Consider the following 15,367-nt stretch of genomic DNA (forward strand, 5'->3'; position numbering starts at 1 on the left):
CTATTTCCTCGCTGGCAAAGTGATGGTTTTCGCGACGCCGTCGCGGCGGGGGTCGGCGCCGCCGTCGAATTTGCCGTCGCGGATCATGACGCCGTGGAGGCCCGAATCCTCGCCGGTGCCGCCGCGCACGGTGACGCCGCGTTCGGCCATCGCGGCGTGGAGCGCGGGGGCGAACTTGTCGGCCTCGCCATTGAAGCTGGTGCCGCGCGCGACGAGGTTGGGGAGGGCGATGGCGTCGGCGACGGGGAGCTTCCAGTCGATCATGCCGACCAAAGCCTTGGACACATAGCCGAGGATCGCGTTGCCGCCGGGCGAGCCGATCGCGCCGGCGAGGCTGCGGTCGGGGTTGAGGATGACCGTGGGGACCATCGACGAGCGCGGGCGCTTGCCGGGGGCTATCACGTTCGGACCCTGCGGTACGAACGAGAAGTCGGTCATCTGGTTGTTGAGGAAGAAGCCGTCGACCATGCGCCCGGTGCCGAAGAAGCTTTCGACCGTGGTGGTCATCGACACCGCGTTGCCGTCACCGTCGATGACGATGAAGTGCGAGGTGCCGGCGACTTCGTTGGTGGCATCGATGCGCGCGGCGATGGCACCGGGGGGCGTGCCGGCTTGCGGGGCAGGACCGGCGCGCTCGCCGATCAGCGCGGCGCGGCTGGCGACATAGCTGGGGTCGAGCATGCCCTTGACCGGGACGGTGGCGATGTCGCCGACATAGGCGTCGCGGTCGGCATACATCAGGCGGCTGGCTTCGGCGTATTTGACCCAGGCGACGGGGTCGTTGGGACCGCGTGCGCCGATGTCGGTCCGCTCGATCATCGCCATCAGCTGCAGCAGGCCGACGCCCGAGGAGGGCGGGGGCGGGGCGCAGAGGATGTAGCTGCGATAGGGGTTGCACAGCCCTTCGCGCACGACCGGCTTGTAGGCGGCGAGGTCCGCTTCGGTCATGCTGCTGGCGAGATCGCCTTCGCGAACGCGGGCGACGATGCGGCGGGCGGTTTCGCCCTTGTACATCGCGTCCGGGCCTTGCGCGGCCAAGCGGCGGAGGAAGGCGGCATAGGCGGGATTGCGCAGCGTGTCGCCGGTCTTGATCTTGCTGCCATCGGCGTTGCGGAAATAGGCGAGCGAGTCCGGGGTGTTCGCCTGGGGCCCGCCCGAGTTGATGAAGCGGCCCAGGCGCGCGGTGACGGTGAAGCCGTTGGCGGCGGTCTGCTCCGCGTCGGTGAACAGCTCGCGCCATTTGAGCTTGCCGTGCTGGCCCTGCGCGAGTGCCATCATGCGAACCACGCCGGGGACGCCAGTGGCGCGGCCCGAGAGGACGGCGGTGCGGAAGCCGAGCGGCTTGCCGTCCGGGCCCATCAGCATGTCGGGGGTCGCGCCCGCCGGTGCGGTTTCGCGGCCGTCATAGACGGTGACCGCCTTGGTTTTGGCGTCATAGCGGACCATGAACGCGCCGCCGCCCAGGCCGCTGCTCTGCGGTTCCACCAGGCTGAGCATCGCCTGTACCGCGACGGCGGCGTCGACTGCGCTGCCGCCCTTGCGCAGGACGTTGAGGCCAGCCTCGACCGCGAGCGGGTGGGCGGCGGCGACGAAGGCCTGGCGTTCGGGCGCCGCCACGGGCGCGGGGGCGGCGGTTTCGACTGCGCCGCGCGGGGCACAGGCGGACAGACCGGTCGCGGCGAGCGCGAGCAGGAAATGGGCGCGGGTCAGCTTCATGGTTCGATCGCTTTCGCGCCGGGGCGGCGGGGGTCGGCAGCGCCGAGGAAGAGATTGTCGGTAATCATGATCGAGTGCGCGCTTCCCATGGTTTCGTCCGAGGTGATGCGATGCCCCTTTGCCTTGAGCGCCGCAACCGTGTCGGGGTTGAAGCCGGGTTCAACGCGCAACGACGCATTGTTGCCCTGATAGATGCGCGGGCGGTGCGTCGCTTCATCGACGTTCAGGCCATAGTCGATCGCGTTGACGACGACCTGAACCACCGTGGTCGGGATGGCGCTGCCGCCCGGCGTGCCGGTGACGAGCCAGGGCTTGTCGCCCTTGAAGATGATCGTCGGCATCATCGTGGACAGCATGCGCTTGCCCGGTGCCATCGCGTTGAGCGGGGGCGGGGTGCCGGTGCGCTGCGCCTCCCACGCCTGTTCATGGCTGAAATTGTTCATCTGGTTGTTGAGCAGGATGCCGGTGCGCGCGATCATCACGCCCGAGCCGAAGTCCGAGCCGAGCGTGGTGGTGAGCGAAACGGCATTGCCATCGGCATCCGCGACCGAGAGATGGGTGGTCGAGGGGCTTTCGAACTTGAGCGGATCGCCGACCGGGGCGGTGGCACCGGGGATGACCTTGTCGGGCGAGATCAGCTTGGCGCGTTCGATGGCATAGGCTTTCGAGGTGAAGCCCTTGACCGGGGCGGTGACGAAGGCGGGGTCGCCGAGCACGCGGTAGCGGTCGGCATAAGCGAGCTTCATCGTTTCGGCGAGCAGGTGGAGCGACGCGGCGCTGCCCTGACCCGCGGCCTTGAGGTCGAACTGCTCGAGGATGTTGAGCATGTTGAGCAACGTCGCGCCGCCCGCGCTGGCCGGCGGCGGGGTGTAGACGGTGTAGCCGCGATAGCTGCCGACCAGCGGGTCGCGCTCGACCGGCTTGTAGGCGGCGAGGTCCTCCAGCGTGATGAGGCCGCCATTTGCCTTCATGTCCGCGACGATGCGGCGGGCGATTTCGCCGGTGTAGAAGGCCTTGGCGCCGCCCTTCTGGATCTCACCCAGCGTCCAGGCGAGGTCGGGCTGTTTCAGCACATCGTCCTTGGCATAGAGGCTGCCATCGGGCTTGTAGAAGGTTGCCTTGCCCGAGACGCTGTTGCTCAGGCGCTCACGGCCCCAGCCGAAGACGAAGGCTTCGTCGGCGGTGAGCTTGACGCCGTCGCGGGCGAGGCGGAGCGCGGGTTCGACCACCTTGGCCCAGGGGAGCTTGCCCCATTTGCGGTGCGCGTGCTCGAGGCCGGCGACGCTGCCCGGGACCGAGGGGGCGAGATAGCCATAGGAAGCGATGCCGCGTTCCTTGCCCTTGTTGTCCACGAACATGGCTGCGGTGGCGGCGCGCGGGGCGATGCCGCGGAAGTCGATCACGCGGACCTGTTTCGACTTGGCGTCATAGACGGTGATGAAGCCGTCGCCGCCGACATTGCCCGCGCGCGGCAGGGTGACGGCGAGCGCAAAGGCGACCGCGACGGCGGCGTCCACCGCGTTGCCGCCGTCGCGCAGGATCTGGGCGCCGACGCTGCTCGCCATCTCGTTCTGGCTGACCACCATCCCGCGCGTGCCGACGACGGGAGAGTGGATCGAGGGATATTCGAGGAGGTGGCGGCTTTGTGCCAGCGTGGGCGCGGGGAGGGCGAGGCCGAAGGCGGCGAGGGCGAGGGTGAGTTTGCGCAGGAACATGGATATCTCTCTCATTCCTCCCCCAGCTTGCTGGGGGAGGTGGCAGCGCGCAGCGCTGACGGAGGGGCCGCCCCGCAGAGGGCGGAATTTTGTCGAGGCGTTCGCGGCCGTCTGCGCGGCCGCCCCTCCACCACCGCCTTCGGCGGCGGTCCCCCTCCCCCAGCGAGCTGGGGGAGGAATTTGGGTTGCCTCAAACATCGTCTTTGGAATTGTACACGGCGACATCCATCTCGCCCTCCCAACGCGCGACGGCGGTGGCGATGGCGAGGTCGGAGGTGACGTTGGGGATGGTGCGGGTCATGTCGAGGATGCGGTCGAACGGCAGGATGAAGCCGACGACGATCGCGGTTTGCTCGGGTGTGATGCCGATCGCGTGGAGCACGGCGGCGAGCACGAACAGCGAGCCCGACGGGACCGGCGCGACGCCCATGGCGACGATGGTGGTGGTGGCGGCGATGACCAGATAATCGGCGAGCTGGAGATCGACGCCGAAGGCCTGTGCCGAGAAGAGCGTGAGCATCGCGACATACATCGCCGCGCCGTCCATGCCGATGGTGGCACCGAGCGGGAGGACGGTCGAGGCGACCGGGGGGGAGACGCCGAGGTTGCGCTCGGCGACGCGGATCGCGACGGGGAGAGTGGCGCTGCTCGACGAGGTCGAGAAGCCGACCATGATTGCGTCGGCAATGCCGCGGAAGAAGGGGAGCGGCGAGAGCCACGCCATCAGCCGCACGACGATCAGGCCGTGGATGAGCAGCGTTACGATGGCCGAGCCGACCACGACGCACAGGCCGAGTTTCAGCACGGCCAGGAAGCTGGACGGGCCGGTGGTGCCCATGACGACGGCGATCAGCGCGAACACGCCGAAGGGCGCGGTTTCCATCACGAAGCCGACGATCTTGAGCATCACCTCCGACCCGGCGTTGAGCAGCTGGCGCACCGGCTCCGCGCCCTTGCCCGCCGCGATCACGCCCGCGCCGACGAGGATCGCGAAGAAGATGACGGCCAGCGTCTTGCCCTCTGCCATCGCGCCGATCGGGTTGTCGGGGATGATCTCCATGAACATCTGCGCGGTGTCGGGCGGGGTGCCCATCGCCTTGGGGATCGCCCCGGCGAAGCTGGCGCCGAGACCGGGGGCGATGAGGGTCGCGACGATCAGGCCGGTGGTGACCGCGAGGGCCGTCGTGAAGACATACATTGCCAGCGTCTTGACGCCGATGCTGCCGAGGCGTTTCGGATCGGCAAGCGCAGCGACGCCCGAGGCGATCGTCAGGAAGACGAGCGGGACGACCAGCATGCGGATCAGGCGGACGAAGAGCGTGCCGATCCAGCCAATCGCGGTTGCGCCCTCACCCCAGACGAAGCCGACGGCGGCGCCGAGGACCAGTGCGGCGAGGATGCGCTTCCACAATGCGATGCCGAACCACCAGGCGAAGGCGCGCTTGATCGGGCCGGGTCGCTCGGCGGGTTCGGACAGGGTCGTGTCGGTCATGCGGGGCAGGTCCATTCGGGTTGGCGCGGTTTGGCGAGCGGGCGGCCGGCAAGGGTGCCGGTGAGCTGGCCCTTGTCCACGGCTAGGCGGCCATTGACCAGCACGTAGCGGACGCCCGTGCTGGGTTCGTCGGGCCGGTCATAGGTGGCGCGTTCGGTGTAGGTTTTTGGGTCCAGGATCGCGATGTCGGCGAACTTGCCGGGCGCAAGGACGCCGCGATCGGGCAGGCCGAGGATCTGCGCGGTCTGGGCCGAGGAGCGCTGGACGAAGCGTTCGGGGGGCATCAGCTTTTTCTCGCGCACGAACATGCGCCAGCCGCGCGCGAAGCTGCCCATGCGGCGGGGATGGCCGTTGGTGGCGTCGGAGGAGGTGACGACCCAGCTCTGGCGTGCGAACGCGTCGATATCGCGTTGGGTCATGTTGAAGCTGGCGATGCTGGTGCCGGGGTCGGCGATCAGGATGCGTGCGGCGGCGTCGAGCGGGTCGAGTTTCCATTGCGTGGCGAGGCCGTCGAGGCGCTTGCCCTTGTGGGGACCGCTGACGAGCAGGATGGCGTTGGCGCCGCCGCGGATGCGGAGCTGTTCGGCCATCTCCTTGCGCAGCTGGGGGGCGAGCGTCTTGAGGTTGGCGACCATCGCGGGCGCTCCGCCGTCCTGGGCGCGACGGGGCACCAGCGCGGCGGCGAGCGACGTGCTGGAGGCTTCCCACGGATATTGGTCGGCGGTGATGGTGATGCCGGATTTTTGCGCGGCGGCGATATGGGCGATGACCTTTGGTGCCATGCCCTGCACGTCGGCGCCGAGCGCCTTGATATGCGCGATGTGCAGCGGGAGCTTGCCGTCGCGGGCGATGGCGATGGCTTCGTCGATCGCGGGGATCAGGCCGATACTGGCGCTGCCTTCGTCGCGCAGATGGGTTTCGTAGATGCCGTTGAAGCGGCCCGCGACGGTGGCGAGCGCGGCGACTTCGCCGGTCTGCGCGAAGCTCTGCGGGGCGTAATAGAGGCCGGCGGAGAGACCGAGCGCGCCGTCGCACATCGCGCGGGCGACCTGGCCCTTCATGGTTTCGAGTTCGGCGGGGGTGGGGGCGCGGTCGCGGTTGCCGACGACCTGAAGCCGGATCGTGCCGAAGCCGGTGAAGCTCGCGACATTGGGGCCGGTCGGGTTGGCGCCGAGGCGCGCAAACAGGGTGGCGATGTCAGCCTCACCGCCGCCGTCATTGCCGATGACGATGCTGGTGACGCCCTGCAGCAGGTGATTGGCGAGCTGACGCCTGGCCGCGTCGGGGGCGCGGGCGTCGGGGCCGCTATGCGTGTGCGGGTCGATGAAGCCGGGCGTGACGGTGAGGCCACGGGCGTCGATGCTGCGCCGCGCGGTGATCCCGCGCGGACGCTGGCCGATATAGAGGATACGGTCGCCGGCCACGCCGATCTCCGCCACCCGCGCCGGGGTGCCGGTGCCGTCGATGACCTGGCCATTGGTGATGACCAGGTCGATCGTGCGGGAGGTGGGGGTAGAGGCCGCGCTGCCCCACCCCAACCCCTCCCCTGAAGGGGAGGGGCTAAGAAGAAGCAGCGCCGCGACGGCAAGGCGCATCAGAACCGCTTGCTGACCGAGAAATAGATCTGGCGGCCGCGATTGCCGTAGAGATCGCCGATATAGGCGTTGCTGTTATCGGCGAGCGGGGCGAGCGTGTTGAACAGGTTGCGCGCACCGACGCGCAGGCGGAGATTGTCCATTGGGCCGCCGTCAACCTCATATTGCGCGTAAAGGCTGTGGGTCATGTAGTCGTCGACGCGGAAGCGGGTGCCGTCCGCGAGCGAGGCCGAGGTATCGGTGACCGGGCCGACATAGCTGCCATAATAGCCGAGGCCGAAGCCGTTATAGCGCCAAGTGACGCTGGCCGAGGCGCGCCATTTCGGACGGCCATTCTGTTCGACGATATCCTGTGCCCCGGCAATCGCGATGGTGTCGTCGATCGTCCCGGCCGCTTGCGCATCGATCAGCGCCTGTGCCGCGGGGGTCGGCGTCTGATAGAATTCGAGCAGACGGGCGGCGTTCACCCGCGCGCTGAAATCGCCGATGCCGGTGTCCTTGACCTGATAATAGACGCCAAGGTCATAGCCGCGCACCGCACGCGGGGCGAGGTTGGTGTAATTGTCGATCACCTGGATCACGCGACCGACCGGGGCGATGCCGGTGCCGGCGAAGTCGGTGATTTCCTGTGGCGTCGGATCGGCGCGCTGGACGTTCGGGTTGGACGACCCCTGCAGCCGCAGCAGATAGTCGAGGATCAGCGCATTGCCGTCACCGAACAGGCCGATCACATTATCCTGCCGGATTTCCCAGTAATCGGCGGTGAAGGTCAGGCGACCCATCTTGCCCATGTTGAGCTGGAAGGTGCCGCCGAGCGAGAGGTTGTCGGATTCTTCCGGCGTCAGGCTCTGGCTGCCCGAACGGTTGCTGACCACGCCCTGGCTGCGCGTGCAGGCGTCGAAATTGGCGATGCGCCCGGCGCGGAAGTCGGCTTCGCACTTGACCCAGTCGGTGCGGGTGTTCGACCGCTGAATGCCGTTTTCAAACAGCTGCGGCAGGTTCGGCGCGCGGAAGCCCTGCGACCAGCTGCCGCGCAGCTGGAGGTTGGCGAAGGGATACCAGGATGCCGCAACCTTGGGCTTCGCGACCGTGCTGAACCCCTGATAGGATTCGACGCGACCGGCGAGCTGCAGGTCGAGCGAATGGATCAGCGGCACGTTCATGTCCGGCGCGACCAAGGGCACTGCGAATTCGAGGAAGCCCGAGATGGTGTCACGCGCGCCGCTGCTGTCCGGGGTCGGGCTGGCGCCCATCGTGTCGCTGCCGTTCGAGCTGCCGTCGAGCGCGACGAAGCGGATCGTGCCGTCGAGCCGGTCATCGCGGTCGTCGGCGAAGGTTTCGTGGCGGAACTCGACGCCCGCCGCCATGCCGACGCGGCCGCCGGGCAGGGTGAACAGGTCGTTCTTGCTCACCTTGAAATCGGCCATCGCCAGCTCGGTCGTGCTGACGCGGCCGATATCGACCATGAAGCCGTCGATCACGCTTTGCGGGTTGGGCGTGGTGTCATAGCGGCCCGGGTTGAGCGGATCGCCGCCGTTGAACGGGTTGTAGGCGCTGGCATCGGTGCGGCTGAGCGCCTCCTGGAACTTGGTCAGGCTGACCGTGCGCATGCTATCGGCGGTGCGGGCGCGCGAATAGAGCGCGGCGCTGTCGAAATCGAAGCCGAGCACTTCACCGCGGAACCCGGCGAGGAATCGGGTGGTGTCGTTGCGGACATTGACGACCAGCGGGCCGGCATCGACCGGGCGATAGTCGATCAGCTCGATCGGGACGCCGGTGGTGGCGACGCCGGAGAGGCCCGGGATACGGAAGGCGCTGCCGGTCGGGCCGAACGGGTTGTAATAGCCGTTGGCGGGGATGATCAGCCGCTGGCTGGCGAGCGCGGTGTCCTGTTCGCGCTGCGACTGGAAATCGGCGCGATACCAACCGGCTTCGGCGAAGAATTCCAGACCGCTGTCGAATTCATGGTTGAAGAAGCCGAACAGGTTGATGCGGTCGTTGCGCCCCATGATCGTGCGGACATCGTTGATGTCGTATTTCAGATTATTGTCGGTCGAGGCGGTCGACAGCGAGCTGTTGTCCCAGCAGGTGCCGGCATAGGGCGTGGCGGCGATGCAGCCGTCATTGGTGTTCGGCTGAATGTGGAAGATGCCGCTGCTGGTCAGCGAAGTGCCGTTGACCGATGCCGTCGTCGTCGATGCGACGAAGCTGTTGGTCAGGCGCTGAAATTCGCCCCAGATGCTGTCGACCGAGGTGTTGTCGAAGTCGCTGTCGCCGGCGAAGGGCGTTCCGGCGACGAGCGGACGCAGATCAGCCGAGCGCGAGTTGCGGCGTTCGCGGGCGTAGAGCGGGTCGCGGTGGTTGTACGAGCCGAACACCGAGATGTTCGACTTGCCGCCGTTGAAGCGGTGGCCGAACTCGAACGCGAATTCCGCCTCGACCTGCCCCGAATCCTCGGTGAAGCCGATTTCGGCGGTGGTGCGCAGGCCGCGGAAATTGTCCTTGAGCACGGTGTTGATCACACCGGCGACCGCGTCCGAGCCATAGATGGCGGCGGCGCCGTCGAGCAGCACTTCGACGCGGCGGACGCCGAGCACGGGGATGGTGTTGGTGTTGACGCTCTGGACCGGCACGAGGTTCTCGCTCTGCGTGCCGGGGTGGAGGACCATGCGGCGGCCGTTGAGCAGGACGAGCGTGTTGCCGGTGCCGAGCGCGCGCAGGTTGATCGAGGCGGTGTCGCCGCGCGCATCGTTGATGCCGCCGGCGTCGCGGCTTTCGTTGAAGGCGACGTCGCCGGCCTGAGGGATCGAGCGGAACAGATCATCGCCGCTGGTGGCGGCGGTGGCGGCGATGTCGTCCTCATTCAGCACGGTGACGGGCAGCGCACCGGCGACGTCCGCGCCCTTGATCTGTGAGCCGATGACGACGACTTCCTCGGTTGAGTCTTCCTGCACATCGGCGGCGGTCTGCGGCGCTTCCTGAGCCATGGCGGCGGTGGCGGTTGCGAGAAGCGAGTGCTCCCCAACAGGCTGGCGATCCGGAGTGTCTTCATGGTCGTGTCTTCCCTGTTCCCTGTTATGTTTAGCCTTGGCGTCTGGTGCGCCTTCAGCTCCCCTCTGCGATGAGTTCCGCGACGCGTTCTGCGCTGCCGGCGGCATAGGTCCAGCCCAAGGCGCCGTGCCCGGTCGCCGCGATCACGCCCGGCGCGATGGTCCGGGTGATCGGCAGCGAGTTCGGGGTCATCGGACGCAGGCCGGCCCAGCTCGACTCGATTTGGTCATAATCGGCAGCCTGAGGCAATGCCGCGCGTGCGCTGTCGACCAGCACGCGCAGCCGCGCCGGTTCGACACGGGTGTCCCGCTTACCCAGTTCGGCGAGGCCCGCGATGCGCATGCGGTTGCCGATGCGCGCGAACACCACCCGGTTGGAAACATCGGTGATGCTGGCACTGGGCGCGGCGGCGCCGGGGGGCAGGGTGATCGAATAGCCCTTCATCGGCTGAATCGGCAGGCGCACGCCGAGCTGATGGGCGAGGCGGGTCGAGCCGGTGCCGGCGGCGAGAATGATCCGGTCGGCGCCGACGCGCGCGCCGTCGCTGGTGACGAGCGCCGGGCCGGAGCCGTTGGCCATGATCCGGTCGATACTGACCCCCATCATCGAGCTGCCCCCCGCGCGCAGCAGCGCATCATGCGCGCTGACGCAAAAGCGGTGCGGGTCGCCGACCTCTTCGTCGCGGGTGTGCAGCGCGCCGACGATGGAGTTGCGGATCGGGGCGAGCATCGGTTCCGCCGCGACCGCGCCGTCGGGGTCGAGGATCGCCTGATCGACGCCATGCGCGGCCTTGAGCGCGGCCATGTCCTGCGCTGCGGCGAAGGACGCCGCGCTGCGGTAGATATGGATCTTGCCCGGCGCGCCATGGCCAAAATCGAGCTGATGGCGCGCGGCGAGACCGGCGAGCGCGGTACGCGAACGGGCGGCGAGCGCCAGACCCGCGACGGTGTTGTCGCGGAACCGGGCGGCGCTGCCGTTGCGCAGAAAGGCGAAGGCCCAGGCGATGAAATCGGGGTCGAGCCGCAGGTGAAAGCGCAGCGCGCGATCGAGCCCGAGCAGCACGCGCGGGATCTGCGCCAGCGTCGACGGGCTCGCCAGCGCGTCGGTATAGCCGTAGCTGAGCTGCGCGCCATTGGCGAAGGAGGTGCCGAGGCCCGGCCCCTTCGCGCTGTCGATCACGGTGACGCGGTGGCCGCGCTCCGTCAGCGTCAGCGCCGTCGCCATGCCGACCACGCCCGCGCCCAGCACGATCACCTCGCGCGGCGCGGTCATGCGGTCTTCGGCCCCGGATGGCGGATGGTCAGCTGAAATCTCCCCACGCATGCAATTGGACGAACTTCCAATCGCGCCCCGGATTGTGACATTAATGTGCGCGGGTCGCACGAAAACCGCCCATTTGCTGCGCAAGGTATAAACCGAGGTTATGGTTTGGCCCGGTTGTCCTCAAGCACCTGCTGAAAGGTGCGCAGGAAAGCGCGGGCCGCGCGCGAGGGCTGGCGCTCTTCCAGCGTGACCCACGAGATGGTGAAGCGCAGCGGCGGATCGGTCGGTAGCCAGGCGAAGCCCGGCGCGCGCCAGGCGCGGGCGGTGAATTCGTCGATCACCGTCACCCCGCGCTCGAGCTGGGCGAGGCGGGCGGCGATGAAGAAGGTTTGCACCGATACGGTTTCGCGAAACACGATGCCGCGCGCGCGGGCGGCCTCGGTCAGCACTGCGCCGATCGGGCCGGCGGCGGCGACACCGATCACGTCGCGGTCGGCGAGCTGTTCGAGCGGGAAGCGCGCGCCCGGATCGGGAAACATGCCTTCGGGATACTGCACGACGAGTTCGCCCTCCGCCATCGCCTCGCGCGCCAGACGGGGGTGCGGCGGCGGAGTGTAGGCGATGGCGAGATCGAGTTCGCGCTCGATCAGCGAGCGGAGCAGGTCGTCATGATGGTGGGTATGCACCTCGAACGTCACGCGCGGCCAGTCGCGGCGGAACAGCGCCATCGCCTGCGGCACCATGTCGAGCGCGAGGCTGGGGACGATGCCCAACCGGATATGCCCGCCGCCCGAATGCGACAGGTTGCGCGCGGTGAGCTGGAGCGTGCCGAGCCGGTCGAACAGGTCGCCCGCCTCGCGCATCAGCGAATGGGCTTCGTCGGTGGGGATCAGGCGGCCGCGCGACAGCTGGAACAGGCGGAAGCCGAGATTATCCTCGGCGTGGTGCAGCGTTTTCGACACTGACGGCTGCGACACGCCGAGCGCGCGGGCCGCCGCGCTGATCGAGCCGTGCTGATAGACCGCATGGACAATCTCGAGCTGGCGCAGGCGCATCAGGCCGGGTCAGACATAATGGGGTTCGGGGTTTTCATGCAGCGCCTCGTAATGGACCAGCGCCGGTTCGGGACCGAGCGGAACCGGCTGGCCGTTGCGGAACGCCCATTCGCCACGGTCGCAATCGGCCGCGCGGACATAGCCGTTGATGTAGAGCCGGCGCTGGTGATCGGCGGTGTTGCGGCCCGATCCATGGACCAGATAGGGGCTCCACATCGCGATATCGCCGGGCTCTAGCTCGAGATCGATGACATTGGCCGGGTCGATCCCGGCGGCGCGCAGCGCGTCGTCGGTCATTTCATTCCCGAGCACCTCGGTTTCGGTGTCGAGTGCAAGCGGACCGTTGCGATGGCTGTTCGGGATCATCCGCATCGCGCCGCTCGCCCGTGTGTGCGGGTCGATGGCGAGGCCGGTCTGGATGTAGGAGCTGCCGAGGTTGCGATAGGCGGCGTCGGGTTTGCGGAAGCGCGAATCCTGATGCCAGGCGAAATCGCCCTTTGACCCCGGCGCCTTCCAGTGCAGCTGGTTGATGATCTGCTTGAGATCGCCGCCGATCAGCGGGGAGAGCAGATCGACCCAGCGCGGATCGAGCCGGACAGCGTTGAGCACCGCATTGTGGTAGGACGGCCATTGCACCATCGGGACGAGCGGGGTGCCGCTGTCGTCGGGGCGAACATTGTAGAACAGATTGCCGTGGCGAAAGCTGCGGCCATGCGCGACCCCTTCGGCATGGACGGCATCGACGGCGGCGCCGATCCGCGCGACCTCTTCGGGTGAAAAGACGCCACGAACAATGGCATAGCCCTGTTCGCGATACTGGGCGACATGATCCATAGCGGCCTCCGCATACGCGTTACGCGTGCGAGGCTTTCACTGGATCGGGAGTGCGTCAACCCTGTGACGCGGTGGGTTATTCTGCCGTGGCAGTCGGTTGCGCGTCGGGATCGGTCGCGTTAGCGTCGAGCATGTCAGCGGCGGCATTGAGCTGCGCGGCCTCGTCGGGCGAGACGCCGGTCGTCTCGTCGGTGCCGTTGCACGCGGCGAGCAGAGCGAATGGCAGCAGGATGATGGCGCGCATGGTTCCCCCCGGAACTGCGCGGGGCCGTCAGCGCGACGGCCCCGGCAACGGATCAATTGTTCTTGTCGAGCTCGTCTTCGGCGGCGTCGGCGGCGTTGCCGGCGCGGTCGGCGCCTTCCTCGATCGCGGCACCCGCACGGTCGGCGGCGTTTTCGGCGGTGCTGAGCGCGCCGTCGGTCGCGGCTTCGACGTCATCGGCAGCTTCGCTCATCGTGGCGTTGGCGTCGGCACCGATCGCCTCGGCGGCTTCGGCGGTTTCGTTCTGCGCCTTGTCGCTGCAGGCGGCGAGGCCGAGCGCGGCAATCGCGGCGAGCGGAAGAAGGGCCTTTTTCATGCGTGTTCCTCTCTGAAACGATGGTCGTTCGGGGCAGGACGCCTGAACCGAAACTAGGTTCCGTTCCGGAGAAGCGCAATCTGCTGCAAAAGGGGGTAAAAGACTTGCCTCTGCGCGCCCATTTGCCTAGATCGAGCCTGTAGTCGGCCGCCCGTGGAGGGCGGCCCTTATTGTTTCTGGAGACTTTGACGTGGCCCAGCCGCTCATGCCGCATGCGACCGCTTCCTGGCTGGTCGACAATACCGCGCTCAGCTTCGAGCAGATCGCCGATTTTTGTGGGCTGCACATTCTGGAGGTGCAGGCGATCGCGGACGACACCGCATCGACCAAGCTGACCGGTCGCGATCCCGTCCGTGCGCACGAACTGACGCTCGAGGAAATCGAGAAGGGGCAGAACGACCCCGATTACCGCCTGAAGATGAGCAAGGGCCCGGAGCAGGTCCGCCGCACCAAGGGACCGCGCTACACCCCGGTCAGCAAGCGGCAGGACAAGCCCGACGGTATTGCGTGGATCATCCGCAACCACCCCGAGATTTCGGACGGCGCGATCGGCAAGCTGATCGGCACCACCCGCACCACCATCGCCGCGATCCGCGACCGTTCGCACTGGAACATCGCCAACATCGTGCCGAAGGATCCGGTGACGTTGGGCCTGACCAGCCAGCGCGAGCTGGACGCGGCGGTGGCCAAGGCGGCGAAGGCAGCGGGTATCGAAGCCCCGGTCGACACGCGGCTGGAGGGCGACCGCGAGGCGCTGCTCGAACAGCTGCGCGCCGAGCGTGAGGCGGCGTCGCGGGATACGACGCCGGGCGTCGAATATGACCGGGATACGCTGTTCAAGAGCTGATCCGGCTGCTTTTTCGTTTTTACGGTATTGTGACGGCGCGTGGACTCGACAAGCGGGTTCCGCGCCGTCACTGTTTCGGGTATGGCTGAACCGGCGATCTCCCCCGACATCTCGCTGACCCAGGACGAGAGCTTCGTCGCGACCAGTCATCGCGGGCTGACCTATCCGCTGGGCGAGCGCACGCCAGCGGTGGGAGAGGCGATTGCGGTCGCGCGCGGCGTGCATTGGGTGCGCATCCCGATGGCCGGGCCGCTCGATCATATCAATTGCTGGCTGGTCGCCGATGGTGCGGCGACGACCGTCGTCGATACCGGATTGAACGTCGATCCGTCGGTGGAGGCATGGCGTGCGCTGTTCGACGCGGAGCCGCTGGCGTCGGCGGCGCCGCATCGCGTGATCTGCACGCATTTTCATCCCGACCATATTGGCCTCGCCGGATGGCTCGGGCGCAAGTTCGATGCGCCGCTGTGGATGACGCGCGGCGAGTGGCTGATGGGGCGGCTGTTGACCGCCGATGTGCGCGACGTGGTGCCGGACGAGCAGATCGCCTTCTGGCGCGCGGCCGGATGGGACGACGACCAGATCGCGGTGGCGGCCGCCAAGGGCTATGGCCAGTTTCGCCGGATGGTTGCGCCGATGCCGCTGGGCTATCGCCGGATCGTCGATGGCGAGGAGATTGCGATTGGCGATGCGACCTGGCGGGTCGTGGTCGGATCGGGGCATTGTCCGGAACATGCGTGCCTGTGGAACGAGGCCGAAGGCGTGCTGATCGCGGGGGATCAGGTGCTGCCGCGGATCAGTTCCAACGTCTCGCTCGGCGTGAGCGAGCCCGAGGCGGATCCGCTGGGCGAATGGCTGGCGTCGATCGAGAAATTACTGGAACTGCCCGACGATCTGCTGGTGCTCCCGGCGCATGGCGCGCCGTTTACCGGGTTGCATGTGCGACTGGCGGCGCTGCGCGACGAGCATCGCAAGCGGCTGGATATTCTCGCCGAGCATCTGGTCGAGCCGCGCCGCGCGGTCGATTGTTTCGGGCGCATGTTCCGGAGGACGATCACCGGCGACATGCTGGGCCTCGCCACCGGCGAGACGCTGGCGCATCTGCGCCGGCTGGAGGTCGAGGGGCGGGCGGTGCGTGCGGTGCGCGACGGCGTGTGGTGGTATAGAAAAACGGGTTAGGCTAGCGTCGCATCGCCGGGTGGCCTGATTCTGGAGAGCGAT

12 protein-coding genes are annotated in these 15,367 nt (G+C 67.7%); 2 read left to right on the top strand and 10 right to left on the bottom strand.

All coding sequences use genetic code 11. From position 1 onward, the window contains the following. From KYX69_RS19210 to KYX69_RS19255, 10 genes are all read right to left on the bottom strand, one after another. Positions 1-1,716 (bottom strand): gamma-glutamyltransferase family protein, encoded by a 1,716-nt coding sequence (locus tag KYX69_RS19210; protein ID WP_300500370.1) that lies wholly within the window; start codon positions 1,714-1,716, stop codon positions 1-3. Then, positions 1,713-3,431, bottom strand: coding sequence for a gamma-glutamyltransferase (gene ggt, locus KYX69_RS19215; RefSeq protein WP_300500373.1), 1,719 nt, complete (start codon positions 3,429-3,431; stop codon positions 1,713-1,715). The genes KYX69_RS19210 and ggt overlap by 4 nt, the downstream gene beginning before the upstream one ends. A gap of 190 nt (positions 3,432-3,621) precedes the next feature. Then, complete coding sequence (locus KYX69_RS19220; RefSeq protein ID WP_300500376.1) at positions 3,622-4,923, bottom strand: dicarboxylate/amino acid:cation symporter; 1,302 nt, start codon at positions 4,921-4,923, stop codon at positions 3,622-3,624. Further along, positions 4,920-6,518, bottom strand: coding sequence for an amidohydrolase family protein (locus KYX69_RS19225; protein WP_300500378.1), 1,599 nt, complete (start codon positions 6,516-6,518; stop codon positions 4,920-4,922). The genes KYX69_RS19220 and KYX69_RS19225 overlap by 4 nt, the downstream gene beginning before the upstream one ends. Beyond that, positions 6,518-9,505: a TonB-dependent receptor gene (locus tag KYX69_RS19230; protein ID WP_300500381.1), complete on the bottom strand. Its 2,988-nt coding sequence runs from the start codon at positions 9,503-9,505 to the stop codon at positions 6,518-6,520. The genes KYX69_RS19225 and KYX69_RS19230 overlap by 1 nt, the downstream gene beginning before the upstream one ends. Positions 9,506-9,623: 118 nt before the next feature. Then, a complete protein-coding gene (locus tag KYX69_RS19235; RefSeq protein WP_300500384.1) occupies positions 9,624-10,841 on the bottom strand; it encodes an FAD-dependent oxidoreductase in 1,218 nt (405 codons plus the stop codon). A 149-nt stretch (positions 10,842-10,990) separates the two neighbouring features. After that, positions 10,991-11,887, bottom strand: coding sequence for a LysR family transcriptional regulator (locus KYX69_RS19240; protein ID WP_300500387.1), 897 nt, complete (start codon positions 11,885-11,887; stop codon positions 10,991-10,993). Positions 11,888-11,896: 9 nt separating this feature from the next. Then, entirely contained in the window at positions 11,897-12,721 is an 825-nt protein-coding gene (locus KYX69_RS19245; protein WP_300500390.1) for a phytanoyl-CoA dioxygenase family protein, read from the bottom strand. 76 nt (positions 12,722-12,797) lie between these two features. After that, complete coding sequence (locus KYX69_RS19250; protein ID WP_300500392.1) at positions 12,798-12,965, bottom strand: hypothetical protein; 168 nt, start codon at positions 12,963-12,965, stop codon at positions 12,798-12,800. 52 nt (positions 12,966-13,017) lie between these two features. Beyond that, positions 13,018-13,299, bottom strand: a complete 282-nt coding sequence (locus KYX69_RS19255) for a hypothetical protein (protein ID WP_300500395.1) — start codon at positions 13,297-13,299, stop codon at positions 13,018-13,020. Positions 13,300-13,489: 190 nt separating this feature from the next. Between KYX69_RS19255 and KYX69_RS19260 the strand changes: the two genes are divergently transcribed. Together KYX69_RS19260 and KYX69_RS19265 are read left to right on the top strand one after the other, a co-directional pair. Then, the gene (locus KYX69_RS19260; RefSeq protein WP_300500398.1) at positions 13,490-14,146 is read left to right on the top strand and encodes a DUF1013 domain-containing protein; all 657 of its coding nucleotides are present in this window, start codon (positions 13,490-13,492) and stop codon (positions 14,144-14,146) included. A gap of 81 nt (positions 14,147-14,227) precedes the next feature. Then, positions 14,228-15,325 (top strand): MBL fold metallo-hydrolase, encoded by a 1,098-nt coding sequence (locus tag KYX69_RS19265; RefSeq protein ID WP_300500401.1) that lies wholly within the window; start codon positions 14,228-14,230, stop codon positions 15,323-15,325. The last annotated feature ends 42 nt before the right edge of the window (positions 15,326-15,367 follow it).

Source organism: Sphingomonas sp. (assembly GCF_030145815.1).
Lineage (GTDB): Bacteria > Pseudomonadota > Alphaproteobacteria > Sphingomonadales > Sphingomonadaceae > Sphingomonas.